The 24,901-nt window shown below is 52.3% G+C and carries 20 protein-coding genes; 4 read left to right on the plus strand and 16 right to left on the minus strand.

Annotation, left to right across the window (positions count from 1 at the left end; all coding sequences use genetic code 11):
- Positions 1–108: 108 nt before the first annotated feature.
- From DWX59_RS16390 to DWX59_RS16435, 10 genes are all read right to left on the minus strand, one after another.
- Positions 109–654, minus strand: a complete 546-nt coding sequence (locus DWX59_RS16390; RefSeq protein ID WP_117560300.1) for a DUF6465 family protein — start codon at positions 652–654, stop codon at positions 109–111.
- A gap of 226 nt (positions 655–880) precedes the next feature.
- Positions 881–2,776, minus strand: a complete 1,896-nt coding sequence (locus DWX59_RS16395; protein ID WP_117560301.1) for a L,D-transpeptidase family protein — start codon at positions 2,774–2,776, stop codon at positions 881–883.
- A 3-nt stretch (positions 2,777–2,779) separates the two neighbouring features.
- Positions 2,780–3,226 carry a 2-thiouracil desulfurase family protein gene (locus tag DWX59_RS16400; RefSeq protein ID WP_117560302.1) on the minus strand — a complete coding sequence of 149 codons (447 nt, stop codon included), beginning with the start codon at positions 3,224–3,226 and terminating at the stop codon, positions 2,780–2,782.
- A 33-nt stretch (positions 3,227–3,259) separates the two neighbouring features.
- Positions 3,260–4,618, minus strand: a complete 1,359-nt coding sequence (locus DWX59_RS16405; protein ID WP_117560303.1) for an MATE family efflux transporter — start codon at positions 4,616–4,618, stop codon at positions 3,260–3,262.
- A 30-nt stretch (positions 4,619–4,648) separates the two neighbouring features.
- Complete coding sequence (ytvI, locus tag DWX59_RS16410; protein ID WP_117560304.1) at positions 4,649–5,782, minus strand: sporulation integral membrane protein YtvI; 1,134 nt, start codon at positions 5,780–5,782, stop codon at positions 4,649–4,651.
- Between the two features lie 19 nt (positions 5,783–5,801).
- Positions 5,802–6,866, minus strand: coding sequence for a histidinol-phosphate transaminase (gene hisC, locus DWX59_RS16415; protein ID WP_117560305.1), 1,065 nt, complete (start codon positions 6,864–6,866; stop codon positions 5,802–5,804).
- Positions 6,867–6,972: 106 nt separating this feature from the next.
- A complete protein-coding gene (locus DWX59_RS16420) occupies positions 6,973–8,163 on the minus strand; it encodes a pyridoxal phosphate-dependent aminotransferase (protein ID WP_117560466.1) in 1,191 nt (396 codons plus the stop codon).
- Positions 8,164–8,468: 305 nt separating this feature from the next.
- Positions 8,469–10,874 carry a DUF6449 domain-containing protein gene (locus DWX59_RS16425; RefSeq protein ID WP_117560306.1) on the minus strand — a complete coding sequence of 802 codons (2,406 nt, stop codon included), beginning with the start codon at positions 10,872–10,874 and terminating at the stop codon, positions 8,469–8,471.
- Entirely contained in the window at positions 10,849–11,748 is a 900-nt protein-coding gene (locus DWX59_RS16430) for an ABC transporter ATP-binding protein (RefSeq protein ID WP_117560307.1), read from the minus strand. The genes DWX59_RS16425 and DWX59_RS16430 overlap by 26 nt, the downstream gene beginning before the upstream one ends.
- On the minus strand, positions 11,741–12,169 hold the full coding sequence (locus DWX59_RS16435) for a GntR family transcriptional regulator (protein WP_117560308.1): 429 nt from the start codon (positions 12,167–12,169) through the stop codon (positions 11,741–11,743). The genes DWX59_RS16430 and DWX59_RS16435 overlap by 8 nt, the downstream gene beginning before the upstream one ends.
- A 209-nt stretch (positions 12,170–12,378) precedes the next feature.
- On the opposite strand from DWX59_RS16435, the gene DWX59_RS16440 reads away from it, so the two are divergent.
- The 3 genes from DWX59_RS16440 to DWX59_RS16450 all read left to right on the plus strand — a co-directional run bounded on the left by DWX59_RS16440 (position 12,379) and on the right by DWX59_RS16450 (position 16,527).
- Positions 12,379–14,076 (plus strand): LytS/YhcK type 5TM receptor domain-containing protein, encoded by a 1,698-nt coding sequence (locus tag DWX59_RS16440; protein ID WP_117560309.1) that lies wholly within the window; start codon positions 12,379–12,381, stop codon positions 14,074–14,076.
- Between the two features lie 19 nt (positions 14,077–14,095).
- Positions 14,096–14,914, plus strand: coding sequence for a LytR/AlgR family response regulator transcription factor (locus tag DWX59_RS16445; RefSeq protein WP_117560310.1), 819 nt, complete (start codon positions 14,096–14,098; stop codon positions 14,912–14,914).
- Between the two features lie 173 nt (positions 14,915–15,087).
- Entirely contained in the window at positions 15,088–16,527 is a 1,440-nt protein-coding gene (locus DWX59_RS16450; RefSeq protein ID WP_117560311.1) for a carbon starvation CstA family protein, read from the plus strand.
- Between the two features lie 92 nt (positions 16,528–16,619).
- Here the strand turns inward: DWX59_RS16450 and DWX59_RS16455 are convergent, their stop codons facing one another.
- The 3 genes from DWX59_RS16455 to DWX59_RS16465 form a co-directional block, all read right to left on the minus strand.
- Positions 16,620–18,473, minus strand: a complete 1,854-nt coding sequence (locus DWX59_RS16455) for an ATP-dependent nuclease (protein ID WP_117560312.1) — start codon at positions 18,471–18,473, stop codon at positions 16,620–16,622.
- A 211-nt stretch (positions 18,474–18,684) separates the two neighbouring features.
- Positions 18,685–19,149: a NanQ anomerase/TabA/YiaL family protein gene (locus tag DWX59_RS16460; RefSeq protein ID WP_117560313.1), complete on the minus strand. Its 465-nt coding sequence runs from the start codon at positions 19,147–19,149 to the stop codon at positions 18,685–18,687.
- 94 nt (positions 19,150–19,243) lie between these two features.
- A complete protein-coding gene (locus DWX59_RS16465; protein WP_117560314.1) occupies positions 19,244–20,074 on the minus strand; it encodes a cell wall hydrolase in 831 nt (276 codons plus the stop codon).
- A 608-nt stretch (positions 20,075–20,682) separates the two neighbouring features.
- On the opposite strand from DWX59_RS16465, the gene DWX59_RS16470 reads away from it, so the two are divergent.
- On the plus strand, positions 20,683–22,257 hold the full coding sequence (locus DWX59_RS16470; protein WP_117560315.1) for a sodium:solute symporter family transporter: 1,575 nt from the start codon (positions 20,683–20,685) through the stop codon (positions 22,255–22,257).
- A gap of 105 nt (positions 22,258–22,362) precedes the next feature.
- Here the strand turns inward: DWX59_RS16470 and DWX59_RS16475 are convergent, their stop codons facing one another.
- The 3 genes from DWX59_RS16475 to DWX59_RS16485 are packed head-to-tail and all read right to left on the minus strand — an operon-like array spanning position 22,363 to position 24,878.
- Positions 22,363–23,391, minus strand: coding sequence for a 2-dehydro-3-deoxygalactonokinase (locus tag DWX59_RS16475; RefSeq protein ID WP_165641111.1), 1,029 nt, complete (start codon positions 23,389–23,391; stop codon positions 22,363–22,365).
- A gap of 16 nt (positions 23,392–23,407) precedes the next feature.
- Entirely contained in the window at positions 23,408–24,046 is a 639-nt protein-coding gene (locus DWX59_RS16480; RefSeq protein ID WP_117560317.1) for a bifunctional 4-hydroxy-2-oxoglutarate aldolase/2-dehydro-3-deoxy-phosphogluconate aldolase, read from the minus strand.
- 16 nt (positions 24,047–24,062) lie between these two features.
- Entirely contained in the window at positions 24,063–24,878 is an 816-nt protein-coding gene (locus DWX59_RS16485; RefSeq protein WP_117560318.1) for a sugar phosphate isomerase/epimerase family protein, read from the minus strand.
- Positions 24,879–24,901 lie beyond the last annotated feature (23 nt).

The raw sequence follows: 24,901 nt of genomic DNA on the forward strand, positions 1-24,901 counted from the left end.
CGAAAAACTCCGACATACTCAACAGGCTAAAGCCCATAAATGTAAATGGGCTGCTGTATCCCAATGATACAGCAGCCCACCTCATCCTTCAATCCCTACAACCAAGGATTACAGCATGATCTTGAAATCATCGTTCCCTTCGCCGTTCACCACATAATAAGCAGCACCTTCATTGGCAACGATATACAGCTCAATGGTCTTAATCTCAACGCCCTTGTGTGTGCTCTTATATGCCTTAACCGCCTGGTCCAGGACATCCTTTGCAACCAGGTCCTTTCCGTCAAACTGGAAATGTACGGCTGCTGCAGGCTCTGCCTTCTTGGCTGCAGGCTTTTTAGCCGGTGCTGCCTTGGCGGCCGCTGCCTTGGCCGGCGCCTTTTTCTCAGTTTCCTTCTTAGCGGTCTCTTTCTTAACTGTCTCTTTCTTAACAGCCTCTTTCTTGACAGGTTCTTTCTTAACTGTCTCCTTCTTGGCTGCCGCTGTCTTGGCCGGTGCCTTCTTGGCGGGTGCTTTCTTAGCCGGCGCCTTTGTCTCCTTTGCTGCAGGAGCTTCTGCTGCCGGGGCAGCCGCCTTCACCTCTTCCTCCACAACCTGCTTAACCGTTTCTTCGGCTGGCCCTGCTGCTGTCTTGACATCTTTCTTAGCTTCTACCATAGTCCATATCCTCCCTAATTTTGAATAATGGCTTTACAAGTAATCCCCTAGATGCATTAAGGGCATTATAAAATGCTTTCCCCGATTTGTCAACAAATTCACCATAAAAAGGCCCCTTACCTAAAAAACATAGTTTCCAATCTTTACCAATTATTGTGCTGCCTGGTATGCATCACACGATATATGGTGTCTAAAACAGCTTTGCGCCTTTAGGACAAAGCACGTCCTAGCCCACGCCAGGACCGCCCTCCTCACCGGTATGGGGTGTCTGGAATGCAGGCCCATATCCCTCCGTTGGCTTGGAAGGCTGTGCGCCTTCGGTGGCCGCTGGTGTGGACTGGCCCACCGGGTTAATGGTTACCTGGGGCTGTGTCCCAGCGGCCGGCTGGGACGGAGCTGTCTGGGCTGGCGGTGTCTGTACCGGCGGTGTCTGTACCGGCGGTGTCTGGGCCGGCGGTGTCTGGGACGGCGGTGTCTGGACCGGCGGTGTCTGGGACGGCGGTGTCTGGACCGGCGGTGTCTGGGACGGCGGGGCCTGGGTCGGAGCCGGCGCTTTGCCGGATGATGTGCTGGAACGGCTGCTCTCAGTCCCCGGCAGTTCATAACAGATGACCGGCATACCTGCGTACACATTCTCAAACAGTTCCTTTGCCGCCGCATATGGCATGTTCACGCATCCATGGGAACCGCCTGTCTTATAGATGGAGCCGCCGAAGCTGGAGCGCCAGCTGGCATCGTGGAAACCGATTCCCCCGTTAAACGGCATCCAGAACTTGACAGGGCTTGCATAGCCTTCGCCTTTGAGCACGGCATCCCTCTGCTTATAGGTAAGGGCAAATATGCCGGGAGGGGTGGTATGTCCCTTGGATACATTCCCGGACACAAAGTCAGACTCCAGTATCTTCTGTCCATCCTTATAGAAAAACAGGTGCTGGGCCGTCAGGTTCACCTCCGCGTATGTACCTCCATAATCCGCCCCGTCATGGCTGGCGGCTGTCTGGGAGTATACCGGCTCCCTGACAACGCTCTCCCCTGCCTCCAGTATCCTTATCAGTTCCTCTGTCTCCGCTGCCTGATTAATCCTCCAGCCATAGAATCCGCTTACCTCCACGGTCTGTCCGTAACTGGTCTTAAAGGGTCGTTTCTTATATGCGGTATTGTACCTGGACGCCAGGTTTTTCACATAATCCCCTATCGTATCCCTGTTAAGGGTCACGCTGTCCCCCTCAGCCAAAAGCCACTGGTGGATGGTGCTGCCGTCCAGGACCTCACTGGCGCTGCCAAAGGTATAGGTCACGGTCATGTTTACATACCGGTTCCTTGCATCCCTGGCAGCCACCAGTGAACTGTTGCCGGAACGGATACGTGGCTCCCGGTAACATCCCAAAGCCTCCAGGTCAAGTTCCGGCGTAAGGGTGCGCACGCCTTCCCCTGCAGCTGCTTTTACAAGCTGCAGATCCAGTTCATTACCTTCGGTTTCCGGCACAACACTGTATCCCTCCCCGCTCACATAATCAGACAGGTACGCGTCGGAGGGCACCACGATATTGGCTGTCTTAAAGCAGTCCAGGGACTCAAGTCCTTTCTCCAGCGCCGCCTCATCGTATGTAATCATGGTCTGTATATCATAGGACGGCCCTTTTAACAGGTATCTTGGCCAGGCATAAGGGTTCTGCTGGCGTATAATTTCCTCCAGGCTTCCATCAAACACAGTATGAAGCCCCATATCCGCCCCGTATATGATTTCCTGCCCACCGCCCCTCAGCCTCATGACCAGACTGTAGTCCTTTACCCCGGATGCCATCATTTCCTTGACCTCTGAGGCGGTCCTGCCGGACACATCCATGCCATTGATGACCGTGTGCGGCAGGTACGCATCCCTGTATCCCACCGCGTGGTAGATATAACCGCCCACACAGATTGCCGCTGCCGCCACCAGACAGACAGTTGCAGCCCTTCCCCAGACAGGCCTTGGCCTGCCTGGAGCCTCATCTGACCGGGCCTTGGCCTGCCTGTCTTTCCTCTCCTTGAAGGCAGCCCGGCTCCTGCTTTTTCCGCGCTGCCCGGTTTCCTTCTTATGCTGTACTGATGTCCCTTCTTTCTTATCCAGTTCTCTGTTCATGCATCAATACCTTTCTGATTCCTCCAGGAGACGCTCAATCTGGCTCTCCCCATACACCTTAATTCCATGGGACTTCAAAAGTCCTGCGCAGACCCCTTCCCCTTCTGTCAGTTTTCCCGTAAATGTCCCGTCATATATCTGCCCGTTTCCGCAGGAAGGACTCCTCTCCTTAAGGATGGCTGCCCTGCAGCCGTAAAGCAGGGCAAGCTTCAGGGCTTGCTGCGCCCCCTTTTGGTAGGAGGAGGCCACATCCTGCCCATCCCTGGTCATGACACGTCCGTTGACGCGCTCCGCAGGCGTACGCGGGGTTGCAAGACCCCCCATGATTTCCGGACACACCGGGATGAGGAAATGCCGGTCCAACAGGGCCTTTACTGCCGGGTCCAGCACGCCCTTGCCGTCATACCTGCATTCCACGCCAAGCAGGCAGGCGCTTACCAGTATATTCATATTCTGCTTCCCTCCGATTATGTATGATTTTATTTACAAGCGCCGGTTATCCCCCAGTACCCTGCCGCTTAACAGCAGATAGGTGCAGGATGACAGGACGCACGCCACCATATCCGATATGGGTTCTGCAAAGAATACCTTCTCCACGCCGAACAGCATGGGCAGGAACAGCATTCCCATAAAATAAACAAATTTCCTGAACATGGACAGACTGACAGCCACCTTTGCAATCCCCATTCCTGTAAAACCGTCCACCACCGTGTACTGGACCGCCAGCGGGATTACTGCCAGGGTATACATGCGGATTGCCCACTCCGTAATCCCCACATAGGATTCATCCCTTGTAAAAATCCGCACAAAATATCCGGGGGCTGTCTGGGCAATCACAAACATGACGGCTGTAAATGCCAGTCCCAGGAATACAATATGCTTCTCAGCCTTTCTTATGCGGTCAGGCCGGCCCGCCCCATAATTATAACCTAAAACAGTCTGGGTTCCACCGGTAATTCCTCCCAGCGGCATGGTGATGAGAAGCATGAAGCTCTGGACAATGGTATTGCAGGTAAGCAGCATGTCTCCATCCGCCGGGTTGGAGAATTTACGGATTATCATATTCATGACAATGATAAGCAGGCTGTCCGATGCAATGATGAGGAAGGGGGAAAGTCCTACCAGCAGCACCTGCTTCATGGTGTTCCACCGGTACCCGCCAAAGGTAATACGCACCAGGGGCATTTTGCCAAACAGAAATACCAGCACATAGATACAGGAGGCCATCTGGGAAAGCACCGTGGCAATGGCTGCTCCCTTAACCCCCATATCCAGGACAAAAATAAACACAGGGTCCAGGGCAATATTGCATACGGCTCCTAAAACCACGGATTTCATCCCCACCTTGGCAAATCCCTGGCAGATGATGAACTGGTTCATCCCGGCTGCCAGAAGCGCGAACACGGTTCCTGACAGGTACCAGCTCATGTACTCGTTGGCATAAGGGAATATGGAGGGGCTGGCCCCGAAAAACACCAGCAGCGGCTTCCTGAAAAGAAAGGTCATGGTCATGATCACAACCGCCATCCCGGTTAAAAGCGCAAAACAGTTTGCCACCATCTGGGTGGCGGCCCTCTCATTCTTCTGTCCCAGGCGGATGCTCATAAGGGGCGCCCCGCCCACCCCGATCCAGCTGGCAAAGGAGGATATGAGTGTCACCACCGGTCCGCAGATTCCCACCCCGGCCAGGGCCAGGGCCCCGATTCCTTCTATGTTTCCAATGTACATGCGGTCCACTATGCTGTACAGCACATTCACAAATTGAGCCAGCATGGAGGGGAATGCCAGTCTCCATACCAGCCCGCGTACTTTATCCGTATCCAGATTATTTTCAACCTTCATCTCACTTAAACCTTCTCCTGCTCATCATACTTATTCCTTCTTCCTGAAGTTATCCATATCCTTAATCAGGATACCCAGGCTGTCCGTTATCCCGCGGAAAGCCCCATAGTCATACAGACTTACAAAAAACAGGCCAATGGGCACTGCAAGAATCATTCCAGCAATTCCATTTACCTTAAATCCCAGATATAAAAGCAGCAGGGTCAGCAGCGGGTTAAGACCCATGCTGTCCCCCACCAGCTTAGGCTGCACCAGCTGGCGCACGACCTGGGTCAGGACATAAATCAATAAAAGCCCTGCCGCAAAGGCATAATCGCCTCCCAGCAGCTTGATTAAGCCCCATGGGATCAGGGCCGTACCCGTGCCGAACACAGGAAGGAAATCCAGGAACGCGATAAGGAATGCCCAAAGGGGGCCGTATCCCACTCCAAGCACAAGGAATCCAACCGTAAGGATCAGCCATACCACTGCCATGATCTTAAACTGGGCCATAAAATATCCGCCAACCAGCCTGCGGACCTCCCCTTTCAAATAGCTGGTATACCGCTGGCTCCAGGCCGGGGTATGGGCTTTTACAAAAGCCAGTATATTGTCCCTGTCCACAATGAAGAAATAAGCGGATAATATGGTGACCACCATATAAACCAGGACAGCGGGAATACTCCTGGCCACGGTTCCGGCCGCCTCCACGGTGGGGGACGCAATGCCCTCCACCACCTTGCCCAGATAAATCCCCAGATTATTCCCAATCTCCGACCAGGTCTGCTGGATACTGTCCGGAAGGAACTGGAACAGATGGTCAATCTGTTCCATGCTCCTGGACACATCCCCCTCAATCCCGGCGTACAGGACCGGAAGATCCTTTATGAACCCATACAGCAGCGCAAAACTTCTGGATATGAGCAGGTACAAAAGGCCGATGACAAGAGCCAGGGCCGCCACCACAATGACAATGGAGCTGTGTTTGCGCACCAGCCTCATCCTCCGTTCCAGCAGACGGACCAGTGGATTGGCAATCATGGCTATGATCCAGCCAATGACAAAGGGCATGAAAAACTTTATGATTTTTGGTCCCAGAAAACACAGGAGAATCCATCCTGTCAGCGGAATCACAATATTAAGCACAAGTCTCAGATAATGTCTCCACCCTGCTTCTTCCATAATATATCACCAATCCTGTCTTTTATGAAAAATCCTTAAGATACCGCTCCAGGAATGCAAACAGCACATCCATCTCCTCATCCGACCCTATGCTGATGCGAAGGCTGTCACACAGCCTTTCCCCGCCAAAATACCGCACATAAATCTGTTCTTCCTTAAGCGCCTCAAAAAGCTTACAGGCCGGCACACACGGATGGGACGCAAAGATGAAGTTGGCCCGGGAATCCGGAAAGGTAAATCCCAGTTCCCTAAGACGCGTCTTTGCCCGCTCCCTGGTTGCTATTATCTTGTCCGTGGTCTCCTTAAAGTATGCCTCATCCCTTACCGACTCCGCGCCCATCACAATGGAGGTCAGGTTCATGGTATAGGAGTTATAGGAGTATTTCACATCATTAAGGGCCCGGATCAGGCGCTGGTTCCCAATGGCAAAGCCTATCCTCATGCCTGCCATGGAACGGGACTTGCTAAAGGTCTGCACCACCAGAAGGTTCTCGTAACGTCCAATCAGTTCCAGCGCGGACGGCCCTGCAAAATCAATATACGCCTCGTCCACAATCACCACCACGTCCTGGTTGGCCTTCAGGATCCCCTCCACCTGCTCAAGGGGCATATAAATCCCGGTGGGCGCATTGGGGTTGGGGAAAATGACCCCTCCGTTTTCTTTTTCATAATCCTCCGGGATAATGTTAAAATCCCCATCCAGGGCAGGCGTATCATATGGAATCCGGTAAAGGTCCGCCCACACCTTGTAGAATGAGTAGGTGATGTCGGGAAACAGCACCGGCTTATCCGAATTAAAAAACGTGAGGAAGGACATGGCAATCACGTCATCGGACCCAACCCCCACAAATACCTGGTCGGACCCAACCCCATAATATCCGGCCAGGGCCTCCACCAGCATGGAAGCTGCCGGGTCGGGATATTTGCGCAGCCGGTCCGTCTCCAGTTCCCTGAGGGCCCTGATGGCTCCCGGGGCCGGGGGATACGGATTCTCGTTGGTGTTCAGTTTAATCAGCTTATCGCCGCCCGGCTGGTCCCCCGGCACGTAGGGCACCACCTTGCGTATATTTGCTTCCCATGGTCTCATACCCTTAATTCCTCCCTTTTCTCTGACCTCATATATCTTACCCGCCGGCTCTCCATTCCTTGCCGGCTCTCTTTATCCTATACCATATCCTATATCTTATCCTATCCTATACCAGCCCATAATCAGCCGCCACTTTCCTGAACGCGGGAAGGGAACGCTCAATCTGCCCATAGGATACACAATAGGAAATCCTTACATATCCGGGACATGCAAAGGAACTTCCCGGGACCACCAGGATATTATACTTCTTGCAGCTGGCACAGAACTTTTTCTCATCTGCCTCCGGTGATTTTAAGAAGAGATAAAACGCGCCCTCTGGCTTTATACACTCAAATCCCAAATCCCTTAAGCCATTGTACAGCAGGTTCCGGTTCCGGTCGTATGCTTCCAGGTTCACATTCTCATCCACACACCGTTTGATGACGCGCTGCATCAGGGACGGCGCGTTCACCGCGCCCATGACGCGGTTGGCAATGGTTGCCGCATTAAACACCTCTTGGCTGTCCTTTAGCGCGTCCGGTATCACCAGGTAGCCGATACGCTCACCAGGAAGGGACAGGGACTTGCTGTAGGAATAGCAGATGACGGTGTTTTCATAAAACCCTGTCACATACGGCACCTCCACGCCGTCATATGCCAGTTCGCGGTATGGTTCATCTGAAATCAAGACAATATCGGTTCCCAGCTGGGTCTGCCTCTCCCTCAGGATATCCGCCATCCTGGCCAGGGTCCCGGCGGAATACACGACCCCGGTAGGGTTATTGGGGGTATTGATGATGACCGCCTTTGTCCTTGGGGTAATCTTCTCCCCCAATTCCTCAAGGTTTGGCTGGAAATCCTCTGTGTTCGGCGAAATCACGACCAGATTGCCGTCATAATTGCGCACATAGCTGCCATACTCCACAAAATAAGGAGCAAACACAATCACCTCATCCCCTGGATTCAGGAGTGTCTTAAGGATGATATTCAGTCCGCTGGCAGCGCCCACGGTCATCAGTATATTATTCTGGTGGAAGGATGTGCCGAACCTGCGGTTCAGTGACCGTGCAATGGTATCCCTTACATCCTCATAACCGGCATTGCTCATGTATCCATGGACAAAAGTAGACTCTTCCTCTTTCAGGATATCACAGATCGCCTGTCCTACGGAATCCGGCGCAGGCACATTGGGGTTGCCGAGGCTGAAGTCATATACGTTCTCCGCGCCGTATACGGCCGCCAGCTTTTTGCCCTCTTCAAACATGGCCCGGATTGCGGAATTATTATTTACCAATGGTTTCATTTTCTCTGATATCATACTTATGTCCTCTCTTTCTCCCTTGGGGCAGGCGCGTTCCATGGAGCCTTCCCGTCTGTTGATATGATTGTAGCTTTCCATGGGTGGATTGTCAATAAAAAGAAACGGAAAGCCTGCCATGGGGCAGCGGCACATAGACGGCCCGGACAGCCGGACGGCGGAAAAGGCAGATGGGGGCAATGAAGCACGGAGCCAAAGACGCATGTAGGCTTAAGATGCATGTGGGCATAAGACGCATGGGCATCAGAAAGGCACCGGATTCCATGAAGCAGGCTTCATAGGCACCGGTGCCCTCTCATTCAACCTTAAAGGATCTCCTCCAGCGGAAGTCCTTCAAACATCTCCAGAATCCCGGGCGTCATCCTGTCTAACAGCAGGATGCCCGAAACATGGAATCCTCCTTCCAATTCCACATCACAGTAGGAGACTGTCCCTGAAACCTGATGGAACTGGTCCATCGGAAGGAATTCATCTTCCGCCACAGCTTTCATAAGCTGCCCTATATCAGCCGGGTCCGTAATCACCAGATTCCCTTCCTTTGTATAATAAGGATTCCTTCTCTGCAGATCGGCCAGTTCCTCGCCCTGGGGAAGTCCGCTGCCGGAATCCAGATTGTAGAAAAGGGACTGTACATTCATGGTGACTGATCTGATATTGCCGGCGGCAAAATGTTTTCCCGGTTTTGCGCCCTCTCCCTCCAGGATCTGAAGGGTATGTGTGAAGGACGGGTATACGGGCCAGTACTGGATGAAATCATCCATGCCCATATCCCAGTAACCGCCCCGTCCGCCGGAACGCATCTGCTTCAGGTTCTGATTTATATATTCCTGCACGTCCTTTGACACAAATGAAATGGCGCCCACAGGTACCTCTTTTATCCGCGTCTGTGTATCCAGGGCCATGAAGTCGGTCTTGTATGCATCCAGCAGTCCTGAGATTATCCTGCTGTCCTCCCCGGTATAGACAGATGACCCGGCTTCCCGGTAGATTACCTTTTCCAGGTTCCCCGGCGTCTCGTGAAATACCGGATAAAGCCCTTCTTTATAAGCAGCTTCCTTATACAGCTCCCCGTAAACATCCATGACATCCGAGAGGGCAATGGTATAGGCGCGCCTTACCCTGCGCCCATTGGCCAGCTGGTAGCATACGGTCATGCCCGTATAGTACTCCTTGGCTTCCGGATCGGATCCTCCATCCTCCCCGCCGATCTTGGATGCGATGAAAACAGAAGTGGGTCCGTCAGCTCCCCCGATGTAAGACACACTGCGCGCCTGCGGGACCGCCTTGACAATCCCCAGCCGTTCATCCCTGCCAAGAAGGGCGCTCCTCCTGCCCTCTTTTGCCAGGGGCATGACCAGGTCCATATCCGTAAGCTTCATATCCTCTTCGATGTTTTCATAGGCAGGTTTATAGTCCAGTTCATACTCCCCCTGGTCATTTTGTAACACAGACCGGTTATTCAGCCAGCCGCTGTCTATATCCAGTTCCAGGCTGGCGGACACCACCTCGTCCGCCGCAGGAAGGTAGGAATCATATCCATACCAGTCATAACGGAAGCTCAGGAACACAAGGACCCCGGCCCCAAGGCAGAGCACCAGCTGCAGCTTCCTGCCAAACAGCTTCTTAAAGTCAAAATGATAGATGATTTCCACAATACAGTGGGTAAGGATTGTGAATACCACGGTCCCGAACAGGCCCCACCTCAATCTGCTCTGCATGGCCCAGAAAAACAGCCCTCCCGCAAGGCCGCAGCCCAGCACAAGAAGGATACGGATAGGAGCCATGGTGCGTTTAAAGGCCATGGCCTTCCCGGCTGACTCAGAAGGCCTGATGCGGTAGAGCTGCATCCCCAGGAAGAAAAGCGCCAGGACGCCGAATCCGGAACATATGAGCTCCGGCACATGCTTTATGATTTCATCCAGTTTCCAGTCAAGGGCTGTTATATAGACACTGAATGGGGACAGGTATTTCATCCCCCACATAAAGGGCGAGCCGTCGGAGGTCCATGCGTTCCTGGCCGTTGTCACAAAAAAGATTTCGCAGTACCCTTCCAGGAGCAGCATCACTGCGGGCAGGAAGAAAAAGAACACGCCGGATGCCAGGATTCCCACCACCATATTGCCGGTCATCATCATGGCAATCACCACCGCTGCGTACATCAGCAGGAAAAACAGCATGTTTAACGCCAGTCCTCCGGCCATGGCGCCTGCTATGCCCGGGGTACCCACACCGTAAGCCAGGGCGACACCGAACATAAGGATCAGGTTTATGAGATAGGAAACGCCCACAATGAGGATGCCTCCCATGTACCGCGCACTGTAAATCAGTTCCCTCCTTACCGGGATGCTGTGGTAAAAATCAACCTTTTTCCTGTTATGCAGATAGGAAAAACCGGATACCCCCATGACAACCGCGGCAGCCATCATAAGGAACACCACCATGCCGTTGCCGAATTCCGCCTGGCTTAAGACCACCTTTGTCTTCAGTTCCAGAAGCTTTTCCTGGTAGACAGCCAGCGGCATGGACGGGTCCTGCACAAAATCCCTGTAGCCGTTATATACATAATACTGTGTGTTGGCCGCATCCTCCATGGCAAGGGCCAGACCGATGGGAAGAATGAAGAAAAAGGCCAGGAAAACCAGGGCAAAGGCCCATGTGCGCCGCTTGCAGTCCTCCCTCATAAGCTTAGAGAATAAGTTTCCTGATGTCATAACCAGCCACCTCCGTTTCACTGATAAATATCTCCTCCAGGGACAGAGGAATGCATTCATAGAACACCGGGTCATAGGAGGATAGGATGGCCTCCACCTCCTGCCTGCTGCCGCGCACGGTCACGGTGCACAGCCTTCCGCGCTGCTCAATCCCCACCTTATCAAGGGCCACCAGGTCCTCGGGCTTCATGCCTGGCTGGAGCACGCACTGGACCTTATGGATGTTAAGCTTCATGTCATCCAGGTCCTTTGACAGAAGGATGCCGCCCTTGTGCAATAGCCCCACATGGTCGCAGATGTCCTCCAGTTCCCTCAGGTTATGGGATGCGATGATGGGAGTCAGGTTCCTGTCCTCCATATCCGCTGCAAATATGCTCTTCACGGTCTGGCGCATGACCGGGTCCAGGCCGTCAAAGGTCTCGTCGCAGAACAGGTAATCCGTGGACGCGCACACGCCGCAGATAACCGATACCTGCTTCTTCATTCCCTTGGAAAATGTATGGATCTTGCGTTTTTCATCCAGCCCGAAGTTCTTCATAAGCTTGTGGAACCGCTCCTCGTTGAATCCTTCGTATACATGCCTGTAATAATGCATGATTTCCAATGGCGTTGAGTTGTTGAAAAAATACTGTTCATCCGAGATATAGAAAAAACGCTTTTTGGCCGGCGTATTCTCAAACACCTCATGTCCGTCTATGGTGATACATCCCTCGTCCGGCTTCAGCACGCCGCTGGCCAGCCTGAGGAATGTGGATTTGCCCGCCCCATTGGTGCCAATCAGGCCAAAAACGCTTCCATCCTTTATGGTGGCGCTTATATGGTCCACCGCCACTATATCATCAAACCGTTTGGTAAGGTTCACTGCCTCAATCATGCCCGTCTCCCCTTTCTGTCATATGCCCGCAAAATGTCTCTTCCACAAGTCCTGCCATGCGCCCGCAAAATGTCTCCTCCACAAGCCCTGTCATATCCTCTGCCGTGACGCCGATTTTTATGCCCTCTTCCACAAACGCGGTAAAACGTCCCTTCCACTCCTTCAGCTTCCCGGCCCTCATGCGGCTGCTGTCAGCCACAAAGCTTCCCTTTCCCTTCACCGAATAAATATATCCCTGGCGTTCCAGTTCACCGTAGGCCCGCTGGATCGTGTTGGGATTAATGGACAGGTCCGTGGCCAGGCTGCGCACGGACGGAAGCTGTGCATCCTGCGGAAGCACTCCGTTAAACATCATCTCCTGGAGACGTTCCGCCACCTGTTCATATAAAGGTCTCCGGTCCCTGTAATCCAGTACAATCATGCCTTCCTTCCCCCTTTCTGGAAAATCATTGTATCGACTGTACTAATTATATTAATACAGTCATCCTTGAACATAGATTAACATACCTTAAGATGAAATACAATAAAAGATTTTCTTAAGATTCCCTGTTCTGCAAATATTTGGTATACTGGAACTGCAATCCAGTATCAGACCATTTATCCATAAATCCATCCATAAGGAGGCCTACCATGTCCAACACCATGTTTTTCAGCCTGCTTTTAAACATAGGGCTGCTGGTTCTCATCGCCACCATGCTGACCAAGATTCCCGTTGTCCGCAGCATGCTTCTGGGTGAAAACAATCTGATTGGCAGCCGCGCGGCCCTTGCAGTCATCTTCGGCCTGGTCAGCATTGTCTCCACCTATACAGGGGTACGGGCCCAGGGCGCCATTGTAAATACACGTGTCATCGGCGTCCTGGCGGCAGGGCTGTTGGGCGGGCCGTACGTGGGGATGGGGGCTGCCATCATCGGCGGCCTGCACCGCTACCTGTTTGATATCGGAGGCTTCACAGCTGTTTCCTGCGCCGTGTCCACATTTGTGGAAGGACTGATCGGTTCTGCGTTTTCCCGGCGTTTCAAGGCAGGCAAGATTGACAACACCGGCATCTTCCTGATCACGGCCCTGGCAGAGGTCTGCCAGATGGTCATCATCCTGATCATCTCAAAGCCATTTCCAGCTGCCCTGGAACTGGTGCGGCTGATTGCATTTCCCATGATAACCATGAACGCCCTGGGCATGGTTGTATTTATCGGCACCTTCAATATCGTGTTCATGGAGGAGGACAGCCAGTTTGCGGAGAAAATGCGGCTGGCCCTGGGGATTGTGGAACAGAGCCTGCCCCATCTGAGGAAGGGGCTCTACAGCACAATGGATATGGAGGCGGCCGCTGAAATCATCTACAATTCCACCTCCTGCGCAGCCGTAATGATAACGGATACCCAGAAGATATTGGCCATGAAGGGGGAAGCCCGGTACAATGATCTTAAGGGGGAGGCCCTTCTAAAGCCCATCCTGGAATCCATCCAAGACCGCAGGACCACCACCTTTACCTGCGCCAGGAAGCCGGACCCGCTGTACCACATACTGAAAAACCACATCATCGTTGCAGCGCCCCTGATTGAGATGGACAAACCCATCGGCAGCCTGACCATGGTGGTCAGGAAGCACTGGGTCACATCACAGCCCAACCTTAACTTTGCCTCCGAACTGGCCAGGCTTTTCTCCACCCAGCTGGAGCTTTCCGACCTGGACTACCAGAAACAGCTGCGCCGCAAGGCCGAGTTCAAAGCCCTGCAGTCCCAGGTCAACCCGCATTTCCTATACAATGCCTTAAACACCATATCCTGTGTGTGCAGGGAAAACCCGGACAGGGCCAGGGAACTGATCCTCACCCTTTCCGCCTACTACCGCCAGACCCTTGAGAACGACCAGTACATGCTGAACCTGCACACCGAGCTGTACCATGTATCCAGCTACCTGGAACTGGAACAGGCCCGTTTTGAGGAAAAGCTGCAGGTAAGCATGGATGTGGAAGACGACCTGAACTGCCTGGTGCCATCCTTCATCCTCCAGCCCCTGGTTGAAAACGCGGTGCGCTACGGCGCTGATGCCAAAGGAATGCGCACTGTTTCCATACAGGCCCGGACCATAGATGACCTTGTGGAAATCTCCGTCTCGGACAAGGGTCCGGGAATCCCCAAGGACATGGTGATCCAGCTGTATTCCGGCGAAGGCAGGGGCGGTGTGGGCTTAAAGAATGTGCACCGCCGCTTAAAAAGCATTTACGGGGAAGACAACGGGCTGAAGATAGAGACATCGGCCGCCGGTTCCAGGGTATGGTTCCGTGTACCGCGTTCCGCTGAACAGGATGCGGAAAATAGATGAATAAGGGGGATTTCTTACAATGAAGATTGCTGTGATTGATGACGAGAGGCCGTCAAGAAAAGAGTTGATCCATCAGATTCTGTCCGTTATGCCGGACAGCCTCATTGAGGAGGCGGACAGCGGTTCCAATGCCCTGGAGCTTATCAGCAGCCGGCCCTTTGACCTGCTGTTCGTGGATATCAACCTCAATGATATGGAAGGAACCACCCTGGCCGCTGCTGCCAGGCGTATCCTGCCGGATGCCCAGATTGTATTTGCCACCGCCTACTCCCAGTACGCAGTCAGGGCATTTGAACTGGGTGTCAATAATTACATCTTAAAACCCTTTGACCCGGACCGGGTGCGCAGGGTCCTGGAAAAATGCTGCCACGATTTAAATCTGTCCAAAGGCGCCGCCGCGGTATCCGGCACGGCGGCTGTGCCCGGTCCGGCGGCGGTATCCGGTCCCGCGGCGGTATCCGGTCCGGCGGCGGTATCCGGTCCCGTGGCAGCCCCTGTCCTGTCCCCGGCCAGGATGGCAATCAATGTGAACCGGACCATCGTAATGCTGGACATACCCCAGATTGTCTACATTGAAACCTCGGGCAGGAGCTGCATCATCCATACGGCCACCAGGGACTACACGGAAAACCAGCTGTTGGGCGAATATGAAAAACGGCTGGCGCCCCACGGTTTTTTCCGCATCCACAAAAGCTACCTTGTAAATCTGGGTTATATCACGGAAATGTTTCCCTGGGCCAATAACAGCCTGGCTGTAAAGATGCAGGGCTTTGAAAAGGAAATCCTGCCCGTTGGAAGGGAGAAGGTGAAAAACCTGCGCCAGCTGTTAGGTATATAATTTCCGGTCCGCCGGCCCCCTGCCGTCCCGTAACAGGGCTACGTTAATGAACATTTTCCTGCCGTTTGTGCATCTGATAATGCATTTTATGCAAAAAACCTACCATTTTAACAGTATTTTAGTACAATAAGTACAGAAAGACAAATCATTAATACATAACAGGAGGTAGGTTTATGATTAGTTTCTTTGTATGTCTGGCACTCTTAATCGGGGGATTCACAGTGTACAGCAAGATTGCGGAAAAGGTCTTTGGTCCGGATGACCGCAAGACACCTGCCCTTGCCATGACGGATGGCAGTGATTACGTCCCAATGGGCACGCCGCGCATCTTCTTAATCCAGCTTCTCAACATTGCCGGCCTGGGGCCAATCTTCGGCGCACTGGCAGGCGCGTGCTGGGGACCCAGCGTATTTCTGTGGATTACCTTCGGAACCCTGCTGGGCGGCGGCGTCCACGATTATATGGTGGGCATGATGTCCATGCGCCACAAAGGCGCCAGCGTTTCAGAGCTCACCGGGACCTATCTTGGCAGCGCCATGAAACAGGTCATGCGTGTATTCTCCGTTGTACTTCTGGTTCTGGTCGGCGTCAGCTTCTCCACCGGACCGGCCAATCTTCTGGCCATGCTCACACCCAATGTTCTGGATACCAGGTTCTGGCTGGCCGTTGTACTGATTTATTACTTCATCGCAACCTTTGTGCCCATTGACAAATTAATCGGCAAGGTTTACCCGTTCTTTGGGATATGCCTGATTGTCATGGCCCTTGGGGTTGGCGGGGCCATCCTGTTAGGCGGATACTATATACCTGAAATCACCCTGGAAAACCTGCACCCGGCCAATACGCCCATCTGGCCAACCATGTTCATCTCCGTTGCCTGCGGCGCCATCTCGGGCTTCCACGCAACCCAGTCCCCTCTCATGGCCCGCTGTCTTACCAATGAAAAGGACGGCCGCCGGGTGTTCTACGGAGCCATGGTGGCAGAAGGCATCATTGCACTTATCTGGGCAGCGGCAGGCGTTGCGTTCTACAATGGCACGGGCGGTCTTCTCACAGCCCTTGGCAATGGACAGTCCAGCGTTGTATACGAAATCTGCTTCACCCTTTTAGGACCCGTAGGCGCAGTGATTGCCATGATCGGCGTTATCGCATGCCCCATTTCTTCTGCCGATACCGCTTACAGAAGCGCAAGGCTCACCCTGGCAGACTGGTTCAAGTTTGACCAGAAGCCTGTCAGGAACCGCCTGATGCTCACGGTTCCCCTGCTGGCAGTGGGTTCCGTACTGACCCAGATTGATGTGCAGATAATCTGGAGATACTTCTCCTGGAGCAACCAGACCCTGGCCATGATTGCGCTGTGGTCCGCAAGCGTATACCTGTTCCGCAAAAAACGCTTTTACTGGCTTACGGCCCTTCCTGCAACCTTCATGTCAGCCGTATCCTGTACATACATCCTGATTGCCAAGGAAGGCTTCCAGCTCCCCACATCCTTCGCATACCCTGCCGGAATCATCTTCGCCGCCGTCTGCCTTGGCACCTTCGTGTTCACCTGCGTCCTGGGCAAGGGCAAAAATGCAGAAGCAGGCACAGCCGAAGAGGCATATTCCGTGTAAACGGCCAATTGGATATAAAGTAAAAAAGAGGGGCGGCTTCTTAAGGTTATCAGGACCTTTGAGGCTGCCCCTGCCTGCCGCACCGGTGTCCTTCACGCTTTCTTTCTGCTGTCAAAATACACAAACCGGTCAATCGCGTCCAGTATATCCTTAAACTCCTCCCTTGGGGCCATATCAATGTATTCCCTCAGTATCTCCTGCTCCCTGTCGCGGAAAGGGCCGTAGAACAGATCGTAGAGATTGTGGCCCCTCATATAGGTGAGGATTTCCTCCATGTGGGCCTTCATATCTTCCGGTGAAGTGAAATCCCGCCCCATTATCTCCATGAGCTGCTGGCCGCTGCGGATGCGGTACAGGTATTCGCGCCATTTGTCAAAGAGCGTGTCATAAAAAGCGTCCTCGCTTTTTACAATGCCCAGCTTTGCCATGATGGTCGGGTTGAAAAAGTAATTCTCAAAGGAATAATATTTTAATATGAGCACGTTCCGCCTTGTGACCTTGGGCAGGCGGTCCGCGTCTTCCAGACTCCGCTCATCATAATACCGGCACAGCTGGGACGCAAGCTCTTCCGGGTCCTTGCCGTCGCCGTCGCGTATCATCAGGAACTGGTCCCGCAAATACACCTGGTTCATATATTTTAAATTGGCATATGTCTTGATATTGGTACAGCTGTTGGTGGTGATGATTGATATCCTGGTCAGGTTGCCTTTATCATCATAAATCTCGGAATAGTACTTTTCCAGAAGCAGGGGCAGACGGCTTTTGTCCTGCTTTCCTTCCACAATAAACACAAAGCTAACATTTAACAGGTCATTGGCCCCGTAACCAAGGTCATCCAGTATCTGGCCCAGGTCTGCCTTTTCACGGATAACGGAATACCGCTCCTCATCCAGCACCACCTGGCGTATCTGGCGGATGCTGAAATTAAACAGCAGGTCGGGACTGTGGGTCTTAAAGATAACCTGGTTCTTCTTGGACAGGCGGTATAGTATCTCACTGCAGGTCTTCTGGAGCTGTGGATGCAGGAAAATCTCCGGGTCTTCCACCACGATGATGCTGGGGATGCGGCTCTGCTCGCTGATATAGGTCTCCAGAAGGGAAAGCATGTAGATACTCCTCATGCCTTTGCCCATAAGCCCCACCGGCTTAACGCTGCCCCTCTGCCGGTTATGGGCCGTCACCTCAACGGAGAACATCTGGTCCGTGTCACAGTTTAAGGTATACCGGATTTCCTCATAACCTCCGTTCTTGAAGAAATTCTCGTTCACCTTCCTGGAAAAGCCGCTGAGGTTCAGCTGATAAATCTTATATTCCAGCAGACGGGCGGTTTCAAAGGCAGTCAGTTCCTCCGGCTTTTTCTTGTTTATCAGGCCAATGCACTGGAAACAGTGGTTGCATTTCTTGGATGCCTCAAAAATACATCTTCCGGAACGCAGGCGGCTCAGTTCTTCATCTTCCTGGAACATCAGCAGGTCATTCTGCAGCTGCCTTAGCTCCCGGTCCGCCGTAATCCGGTAAATATGGGGCAGTACCATGGGGATATAGGGGTTATTCTTCCGGTAAGGATCCTCGTAGCGCACCTTGCCGTCCAGATTCACATGGAAGGTAAAAGACAGCTCCCCATCCTTAAAGGAGGGAAGCCGCTCCCCAAACACACGTCTCCACACATCAAAACGTCTGTACTGGCTGACAAGCCCCCTGCAGTGGAACAGCTTAAGGTCTTCCTCCTCAATGCAAAATCCGGCGTCAATGCGGATGGCCTGCCGTTTTTCATTAAAATCCTCTTCACGGACCTCATAACAGCCGCACACCGCACATACCGCATCCAGCACCGATGTTTTTCCTGTATTGTTTTTCCCAACCAGGATCAGCGCCCTGTCAATGCCGCGGATTTCCAGGTCACGGATGGATTTGAAGTTGCGTATGTGTAGATAGGTGAGCTGCATATGGTTTACCTCCGCTCATAGATGTCATGTGTCCTTCCTATGAGTATACGTCAGAAATCCATCTGTAACAACCCCTGTTTTGCGCCGGATAAAACTGCGCCGGAGGCTTCCCGCTGTAAAAACAAAAAAAGCCCGGCAGCCTTACACTGCCGGACAGGCCCGGTACCGCGGGCGCCAACGCACCCATGGGCACCATGTCCGCTTACACGGACTAATCTTCTTTGATTTTCACAATCACTTTCTTAATAGGAGCCGGCTCCTTGTCAGCCGCCTTCGGCTTATGGGCGTCCCATGGCTGAAAGATCAGGTACTGGCCGGCCTTTGCCAGGATCTGAAGTCCCGGCGTGGTATTCTCAAAAAATACAACATCCTTGTCAGGATTATAAGGGGTCTTTACCGTCATCTCATGGACAGGCGCATAGGTCATGACCTCGCTGCCCTCAATCACATACTGGATATCCGTATAATGCTCATGGGCCTCGTACTTTGCCTCTTCCCACGGGATGGTGGTATAAGCCGTCACATTGGCATAAACATTCTTGCCGTCAATCTCATACTTGCCCGGTTCCAATGCGCCCAGGTCCGTGTTCTGCAGGAAATCCACTGCTTTTGCATACCTGCCGTCCACGCCCAGGTTCCTGTAAAAATCAAGATTTTTTTTCTCATCAAATATCATATCCCATTCTCCTTTGTGTGATTATTTTTCATTACAAGTATACACCTAAAGCCATGGGAAACTCAATCGTTTTTTTATCCGGTCCATGCTTCCCCTACCGGAAGAATTCATGACCGTCATGTGCAAAAAGATAGGTAAGGTGCCTGTCAAACCAGGCCGCCGCGCTGCCGGAACCTCTCCGGTTCATGAAGTACAGCGCTCCGTTGGAATAATCCTCCCCATCCAGGGCGCGGTCCACGCACTCGATTGTCTCGGCCGTGACCTTCACAGAGTTGATGGCGCCGTTGGAAACGGGCTGAAACTGGGATGGCTCGTATACAACTGCCTTTACACTGTTAGGGAACTCCTTTGACAATACCCGGTTAATGATCACATCTGCCACAAGTATCTTGCCTCTTTTATCACAGATGCCTGCCTCTGCCTGGACAATACGCAAAAGGACCTGGTAATCCTCATCCGTATACCGGATCCTCCTGGAAGCCCTGCGCTCTTCCTCGGCTTTCTTCCTTGCTTCCTCTTCCTGTTTCTCTTTTAATATCTGTTTCTGAAGTGTCTCAATCTGGGTCTGTGCAGCTGCCTGCTGTCTCTGCTTTTCACGGACATTTGCCTCTAACAGCGCACCAGCCAGTTGTTGGCCTTCGCTGTCAGTATCTAAAAGTCCGAATTGTACTTTTGCTTCCGTAACCAGACCGCTTCCCTCAGGTTCCTCCGCCTGTTCTTCTTCCTGACTTTCATCAGCAATGGGCGCAGCCAGGGCATTCTTGCCCCCGCCTCCAAACCCCTCGGCTGAAAATGCAATAATGGCAACCACCATCATACCGGTCAGCAGGACTGACGAGGATCGGTACATCTGCTTTGTGACTTTCACTGCAAGTGATTTAACAAAGAGAACAACCGACTGAAGGAATGAATGTAATGTAAGCATACATACTCCTCTTTCCTGGACTCCCCTATCTCAACATGCCGGAGCCCAATTCTTGTTTTTGTTCCAGTGGGTCAATCCCCACTTTGTGCATGTTTTTCCGGGATGTATGGCTAATTATATGGGATTTAACTTTTGCAGTCAATGGAGATTTAACATCTTTGTTACATTTTTTATTAGATTTGAAATATTTGTAATTATTTTTATAGATTCACTACATTTTTCCAGTGTTTTTTCCTAAAATATTATGCACTTTCACCTTTTTATTTTTACATTTATGTTACATTATTATTAATTTTTAAGCACATGCCTATATTTCCTTTTTTTGTAATTTATATTATGTAAATTAATTTTTACTATTTAAAGCATATTTATACTATTATTCATTTTAGTACATACGCACATTTTTTGTCGAATTATAGCACCCTTCCCCCACTTTAGCCAAAAAAGCCTGTTTTAACTGTAAATCGCCCTATCCTTATATGTGCATTTCAACCAAAGAATGGAAAACAGCAAAAATCCCTTTGACTTTTCGCCTTTACTTTGTTACATTAAAGTTCAGAAGTTTTAATTATTAAAGTATAAATAAAAAACTCCCGGAGGTTATTAAAATGACAATCAAACTGCTGATGCTGATTATCTTCTTTTCCATCATGATTGGAGTCGGGTTCTATTCCAGGCGTCACGCCACCAATGTCAATGATTTTGTCCTTGGCGGCAGGGGAGTCGGGCCATGGCTTACCGCCTTTGCCTACGGCACATCCTATTTTTCCGCGGTTGTATTCATCGGATACGCAGGGCAGTTCGGATGGAAATACGGCCTGGCGTCCACATGGATCGGGATTGGCAACGCCCTTATCGGAAGCCTGCTGGCATGGGTTGTCCTGGGGCGGCGCACCCGCGTCATGAGTAAACACCTTTCATCCGCAACCATGCCTGAATTCTTCGGAAGCCGTTTTAACAGCCAGGAGCTGAAGATTGTGGCCTCTGTCATCATTTTCGTATTCCTGATACCCTATACTGCTTCCGTATACAATGGTCTGTCCCGCCTGTTCGGCATGGCCTTTGATATCCCCTACGGCGTCTGTGTGCTGGGCATGGCGGTCCTGACCGCCGTGTACGTGATCCTGGGCGGCTATATGGCCACTGCCATCAATGACTTCATCCAGGGAATCATCATGCTGGCAGGAATCATTGCCGTCATACTCAGCGTGTTAAGCGGACAGGGCGGGTTTACGGCCGCTGTGGGCAATCTAGCCAGGATTCCAAGCCAGGTGCCCCTTACCATGGGCCAGCCAGGCGCCTATGCCTCCTTTTTCGGGCCAGACCCCATGAACCTTCTGGGCGTTGTCATCCTGACGTCCCTGGGCACCTGGGGACTTCCTCAGATGATTCATAAGTTCTATACCATACGCAGCGAGAAGGCCATTGCAACCGGCACGGTCATCTCCACCATATTTGCCATTGTCATATCCGGGGGAAGCTATTTCCTGGGTGGCTTCGGCCGCCTGTTTGACGGTCCTGCCATCTACAACGGCAATGGGGGCATTGCCTACGACACAATCATTCCGGCCATGCTTTCCGGGCTGCCTGATATCCTGATTGGCATTGTGGTAATGCTGGTGCTGTCCGCCTCCATGTCCACCTTGTCCTCCCTGGTACTGACCTCCAGTTCCACACTCACCCTGGATTTCATCAAGGGCAACCTGGTAAAGGACATGAAGGACAGGACCCAGCTTATCCTGATGCAGGTCCTGATTGTGGCATTCATCATTATCAGTGTTGTCCTGGCACTGGACCCGCCTGATTTCATTGCGCAGCTCATGGGGATTTCCTGGGGCGCGCTGGCAGGCGCATTCCTGGCGCCATTCCTGTACGGACTGTACTGGAAGCGGGTGACGCCGGCCGCTGTGTGGGCCAGCTTTGCAGCCGGTGTGGGTATCACGGTGTCCAACATGTTCCTTCATTATATTGAATCCCCCATCAATGCAGGCGCCTTTGCCATGGTGGCCGGACTTATCATTGTCCCGCTTGTGTCCCTCCTCACCACGAAAATGGAGCCTGATTATGTAAATGGGATTTTTGCCTGTTATGACGACCTGGTGGAGGCAACCAGCCGCAAGGTGCTGCCCGACGACAAATCCTTTGACTCCCCGGCCTTCCAGAAAAAGAATAAAAAACATTAGATGAACGGCATGCAATAAGCATGGCAATACGCATCCTGCTGCGTTACTTGCCAGGCTTATCATCATTTCCCTGTAACAGCTGTAATCCTTCCCACGCTCCCTGTCCTAGGGCGTGTCCGCGTTCCCCAGAATGCGGAGCAGGCCGCTGACAGAGAACGGCATATCCTTGTCCGGACAGACCGCAATCATATGGAACCCGGGATATACCTTCCTGCAAAGCCCATGGTATATGGTCTGCTGGATCCTATCCCCGGCAACTGCCAGACTTATTACAGGGCATCTTCCCTGCCCTGCAGGATTCACCATGCCTTTTAAGCCAAAGGCCTCCATTACCGCATCCATCACCCCTGTATTCAACACCCCTTCCAGGTAAGAACGCCTCTGGTTCAGGGTTGCTTCTGTAAAAAGGTCTAAGATGCGCAGGATATACAGCGCCCTGTTAAATCCATGTATATGTGCGTTGTTAGCCCCCAGGCATACCATCTCCTCATCGATTTCCCATTCCTCTTCCCCGGCAACGCTTGCCCCCAGAATGGTTTCACTGACAACCGCCTTGAATAATTCCCCTGTGATGTTGGATGATATGTCCTTAATACATCCATCCTCCAGAAGCACGGCCTGGGTATGGCTTCCCGGCAGTATCAGGACACCCCGCCCCTGTTCAAGGACCGGATTCCCGCGCAGCACCCCAAAAACCTCGATTTCTTCCCCCCGCATCATGTTGACCCTGTCCGCTGTTTCCGGAACCACCTGGGCATCATAAGGAACGGTTTTTATGCCGGGTATGATTTCCAGCATTCTTTGGAAGAACCGTTCCTCCTCATGACAGACAATGGAATTCCGCAGTTTTTTCCAATCCACCGGAACAGGAAGATGTTCCACCTCCACCAGCCCGGACGGGCTGGAAATCATTCCGGACAGATATATATGGGCAACCTCTTCATTATATATATGGGCATCCTCCAACAGGGCGTCAAACATGTCCCTCAGTTCCCTGACCAGCACTGCATTATCCTGCATAAGGGCGGAATTCCTTGCGCCGACCTGCCTCTCCAGCCGGCCGGCAATCCTTCCGTCTTTTATCAGATATGCCCGGGTGTTGGTTGTTCCTGAATCATAATAAACAATATACATACGGCTTCCTGTCCTTTTATCTGATTTTGGCCGCATATGCCGCGGCAAGGTTTTCAATCCCCCTGTAATCCCCGGCTTCTATCATCTTCCGGTTCACTATATTCCCGCCAATCCCCACACAGCAGGCGCCGGCCTTAAAAAAGTCAAGTATATTATCCAGGTCCACGCCTCCCACCGCGGCCAAGGGTATATATGACAATGGTCCCTGCAGCGCCCTGATATACCCCGCCCCCAGATGATCGGACGGAAATACCTTTACAATATCAGCGCCCCACCTGTAACACTGCTCAATTTCACTGGGTGTCATGGCTCCCGGCATGGCCGTCATCCCCAGGGCCTTTGTCTCTTTTATCACGTCCTCCCGGGATGTGGGGGTGATGATATATGCCGCGCCTGCTTCCCTTGCCGCCCGTACCTGCCCTACGGTGAGTACGGTCCCGGCCCCCACCAGCACCTGGCCGTCCTGGTACCGGTCAGCCAATGCCTTTATTTTATCCGTGGTATAAGCCAGGGGCCGGCGCTGGTCAAAGGGAACCTCTAAAAGACCCAGGCCGCCTGCCGCCACTGCATCCGCTGTCTTTAATGTCTCATCCAGCTTAAAGCCGCGTATGATGGCAATTATCTTCTTCCCTAAAATCCGTTCCAATACATCCATCTTATCCTCCCTGCCTTTACAGCTCCCTCATGGAGCGGACCCAGGCCGCCGTGTCCTTCAGTATGATTTCCACAGAAGGCTGGTTCAGGCACTCAAAAGAACAGTACTGGGAATAACCGCTCTCCTTAACCGCCTTCAGCACGCCTGCGAAATCAGTATGCCCATATCCTGGGAACATCCGGTTGGAATCAGCCAGGTGCACATGCTGCAGCCTGCTTCCCATGATATCAATACTTTGCTTAAAGCCGATGTCCTCGATATTGGCGTGGAACAAATCCCATAAAATGCCTACACAGCCAGGATTGCCAAGGTCATTTACAATAAAATCCATGGTGGCTTCTGCTGAATTGAGGAGGGCTGTCTCGTATCGGTTAATTGCCTCCAGGCAGAGGGTGACCCCCTTCTGGTCCGCATATGCGACAAGCGGCTTCATGGCCTCGCTTAGATCCGCCAGATCCCTGTCCATGGTTTCCAGTGACCCCAGTCCCCGCATCAGCCCAATGGTAACCTTGCTGCCCAGGACCTTAGCCGCGTCAATGTGCTGCATGAACCGCTCCTGGGTCCGCTTGGTGATATCTGCGGGAACCCCAATCAGGGAAAGGCCCTCTATCCCCCTGGCCTGGCCCGTGGAAATGGTGGAACATCCCAGTCCCCTCTCATCCAGTTCAGCCTTCACCCTGCCCAGGTCAATATCCGAATAGCTGCTGATACACAGTTCCGCGCCGTCCAGGCAGCTCTGCTGCATCCAATCCAGCCCTTTCAGGTACTCCTCATGGGAAAAAGATGAGAAAATCGTATCATATTGTAATGTAACGGTTGCGCTGAATTTCATATTAATCAATTCCTCCAATCAAT

Origin of the sequence: Enterocloster aldenensis, assembly GCF_003434055.1 — a bacterium.
In the GTDB taxonomy this organism is placed as follows: Bacteria; Bacillota; Clostridia; order Lachnospirales; family Lachnospiraceae; genus Enterocloster; species Enterocloster aldenensis.

Excerpts from the sequence above, each read along its gene's own strand:
- DWX59_RS16390 (WP_117560300.1), bottom strand. The coding sequence starts at position 654 with ATGGTAGAAGCTAAGAAAGATGTCAAGACAGCAGCAGGGCCAGCCGAA.
- DWX59_RS16395 (WP_117560301.1), bottom strand. The coding sequence starts at position 2,776 with ATGAACAGAGAACTGGATAAGAAAGAAGGGACATCAGTACAGCATAAG.
- DWX59_RS16400 (WP_117560302.1), bottom strand. The coding sequence starts at position 3,226 with ATGAATATACTGGTAAGCGCCTGCCTGCTTGGCGTGGAATGCAGGTAT.
- DWX59_RS16405 (WP_117560303.1), bottom strand. The coding sequence starts at position 4,618 with ATGAAGGTTGAAAATAATCTGGATACGGATAAAGTACGCGGGCTGGTA.
- hisC (WP_117560305.1), bottom strand. The coding sequence starts at position 6,866 with ATGAGACCATGGGAAGCAAATATACGCAAGGTGGTGCCCTACGTGCCG.
- DWX59_RS16420 (WP_117560466.1), bottom strand. The coding sequence starts at position 8,163 with ATGATATCAGAGAAAATGAAACCATTGGTAAATAATAATTCCGCAATC.
- DWX59_RS16425 (WP_117560306.1), bottom strand. The coding sequence starts at position 10,874 with ATGACATCAGGAAACTTATTCTCTAAGCTTATGAGGGAGGACTGCAAG.
- DWX59_RS16430 (WP_117560307.1), bottom strand. The coding sequence starts at position 11,748 with ATGATTGAGGCAGTGAACCTTACCAAACGGTTTGATGATATAGTGGCG.
- DWX59_RS16435 (WP_117560308.1), bottom strand. The coding sequence starts at position 12,169 with ATGATTGTACTGGATTACAGGGACCGGAGACCTTTATATGAACAGGTG.
- DWX59_RS16440 (WP_117560309.1), top strand. The coding sequence starts at position 12,379 with ATGTCCAACACCATGTTTTTCAGCCTGCTTTTAAACATAGGGCTGCTG.
- DWX59_RS16445 (WP_117560310.1), top strand. The coding sequence starts at position 14,096 with ATGAAGATTGCTGTGATTGATGACGAGAGGCCGTCAAGAAAAGAGTTG.
- DWX59_RS16450 (WP_117560311.1), top strand. The coding sequence starts at position 15,088 with ATGATTAGTTTCTTTGTATGTCTGGCACTCTTAATCGGGGGATTCACA.
- DWX59_RS16455 (WP_117560312.1), bottom strand. The coding sequence starts at position 18,473 with ATGCAGCTCACCTATCTACACATACGCAACTTCAAATCCATCCGTGAC.
- DWX59_RS16460 (WP_117560313.1), bottom strand. The coding sequence starts at position 19,149 with ATGATATTTGATGAGAAAAAAAATCTTGATTTTTACAGGAACCTGGGC.
- DWX59_RS16465 (WP_117560314.1), bottom strand. The coding sequence starts at position 20,074 with ATGCTTACATTACATTCATTCCTTCAGTCGGTTGTTCTCTTTGTTAAA.
- DWX59_RS16470 (WP_117560315.1), top strand. The coding sequence starts at position 20,683 with ATGACAATCAAACTGCTGATGCTGATTATCTTCTTTTCCATCATGATT.
- DWX59_RS16475 (WP_165641111.1), bottom strand. The coding sequence starts at position 23,391 with ATGTATATTGTTTATTATGATTCAGGAACAACCAACACCCGGGCATAT.
- DWX59_RS16480 (WP_117560317.1), bottom strand. The coding sequence starts at position 24,046 with ATGGATGTATTGGAACGGATTTTAGGGAAGAAGATAATTGCCATCATA.
- DWX59_RS16485 (WP_117560318.1), bottom strand. The coding sequence starts at position 24,878 with ATGAAATTCAGCGCAACCGTTACATTACAATATGATACGATTTTCTCA.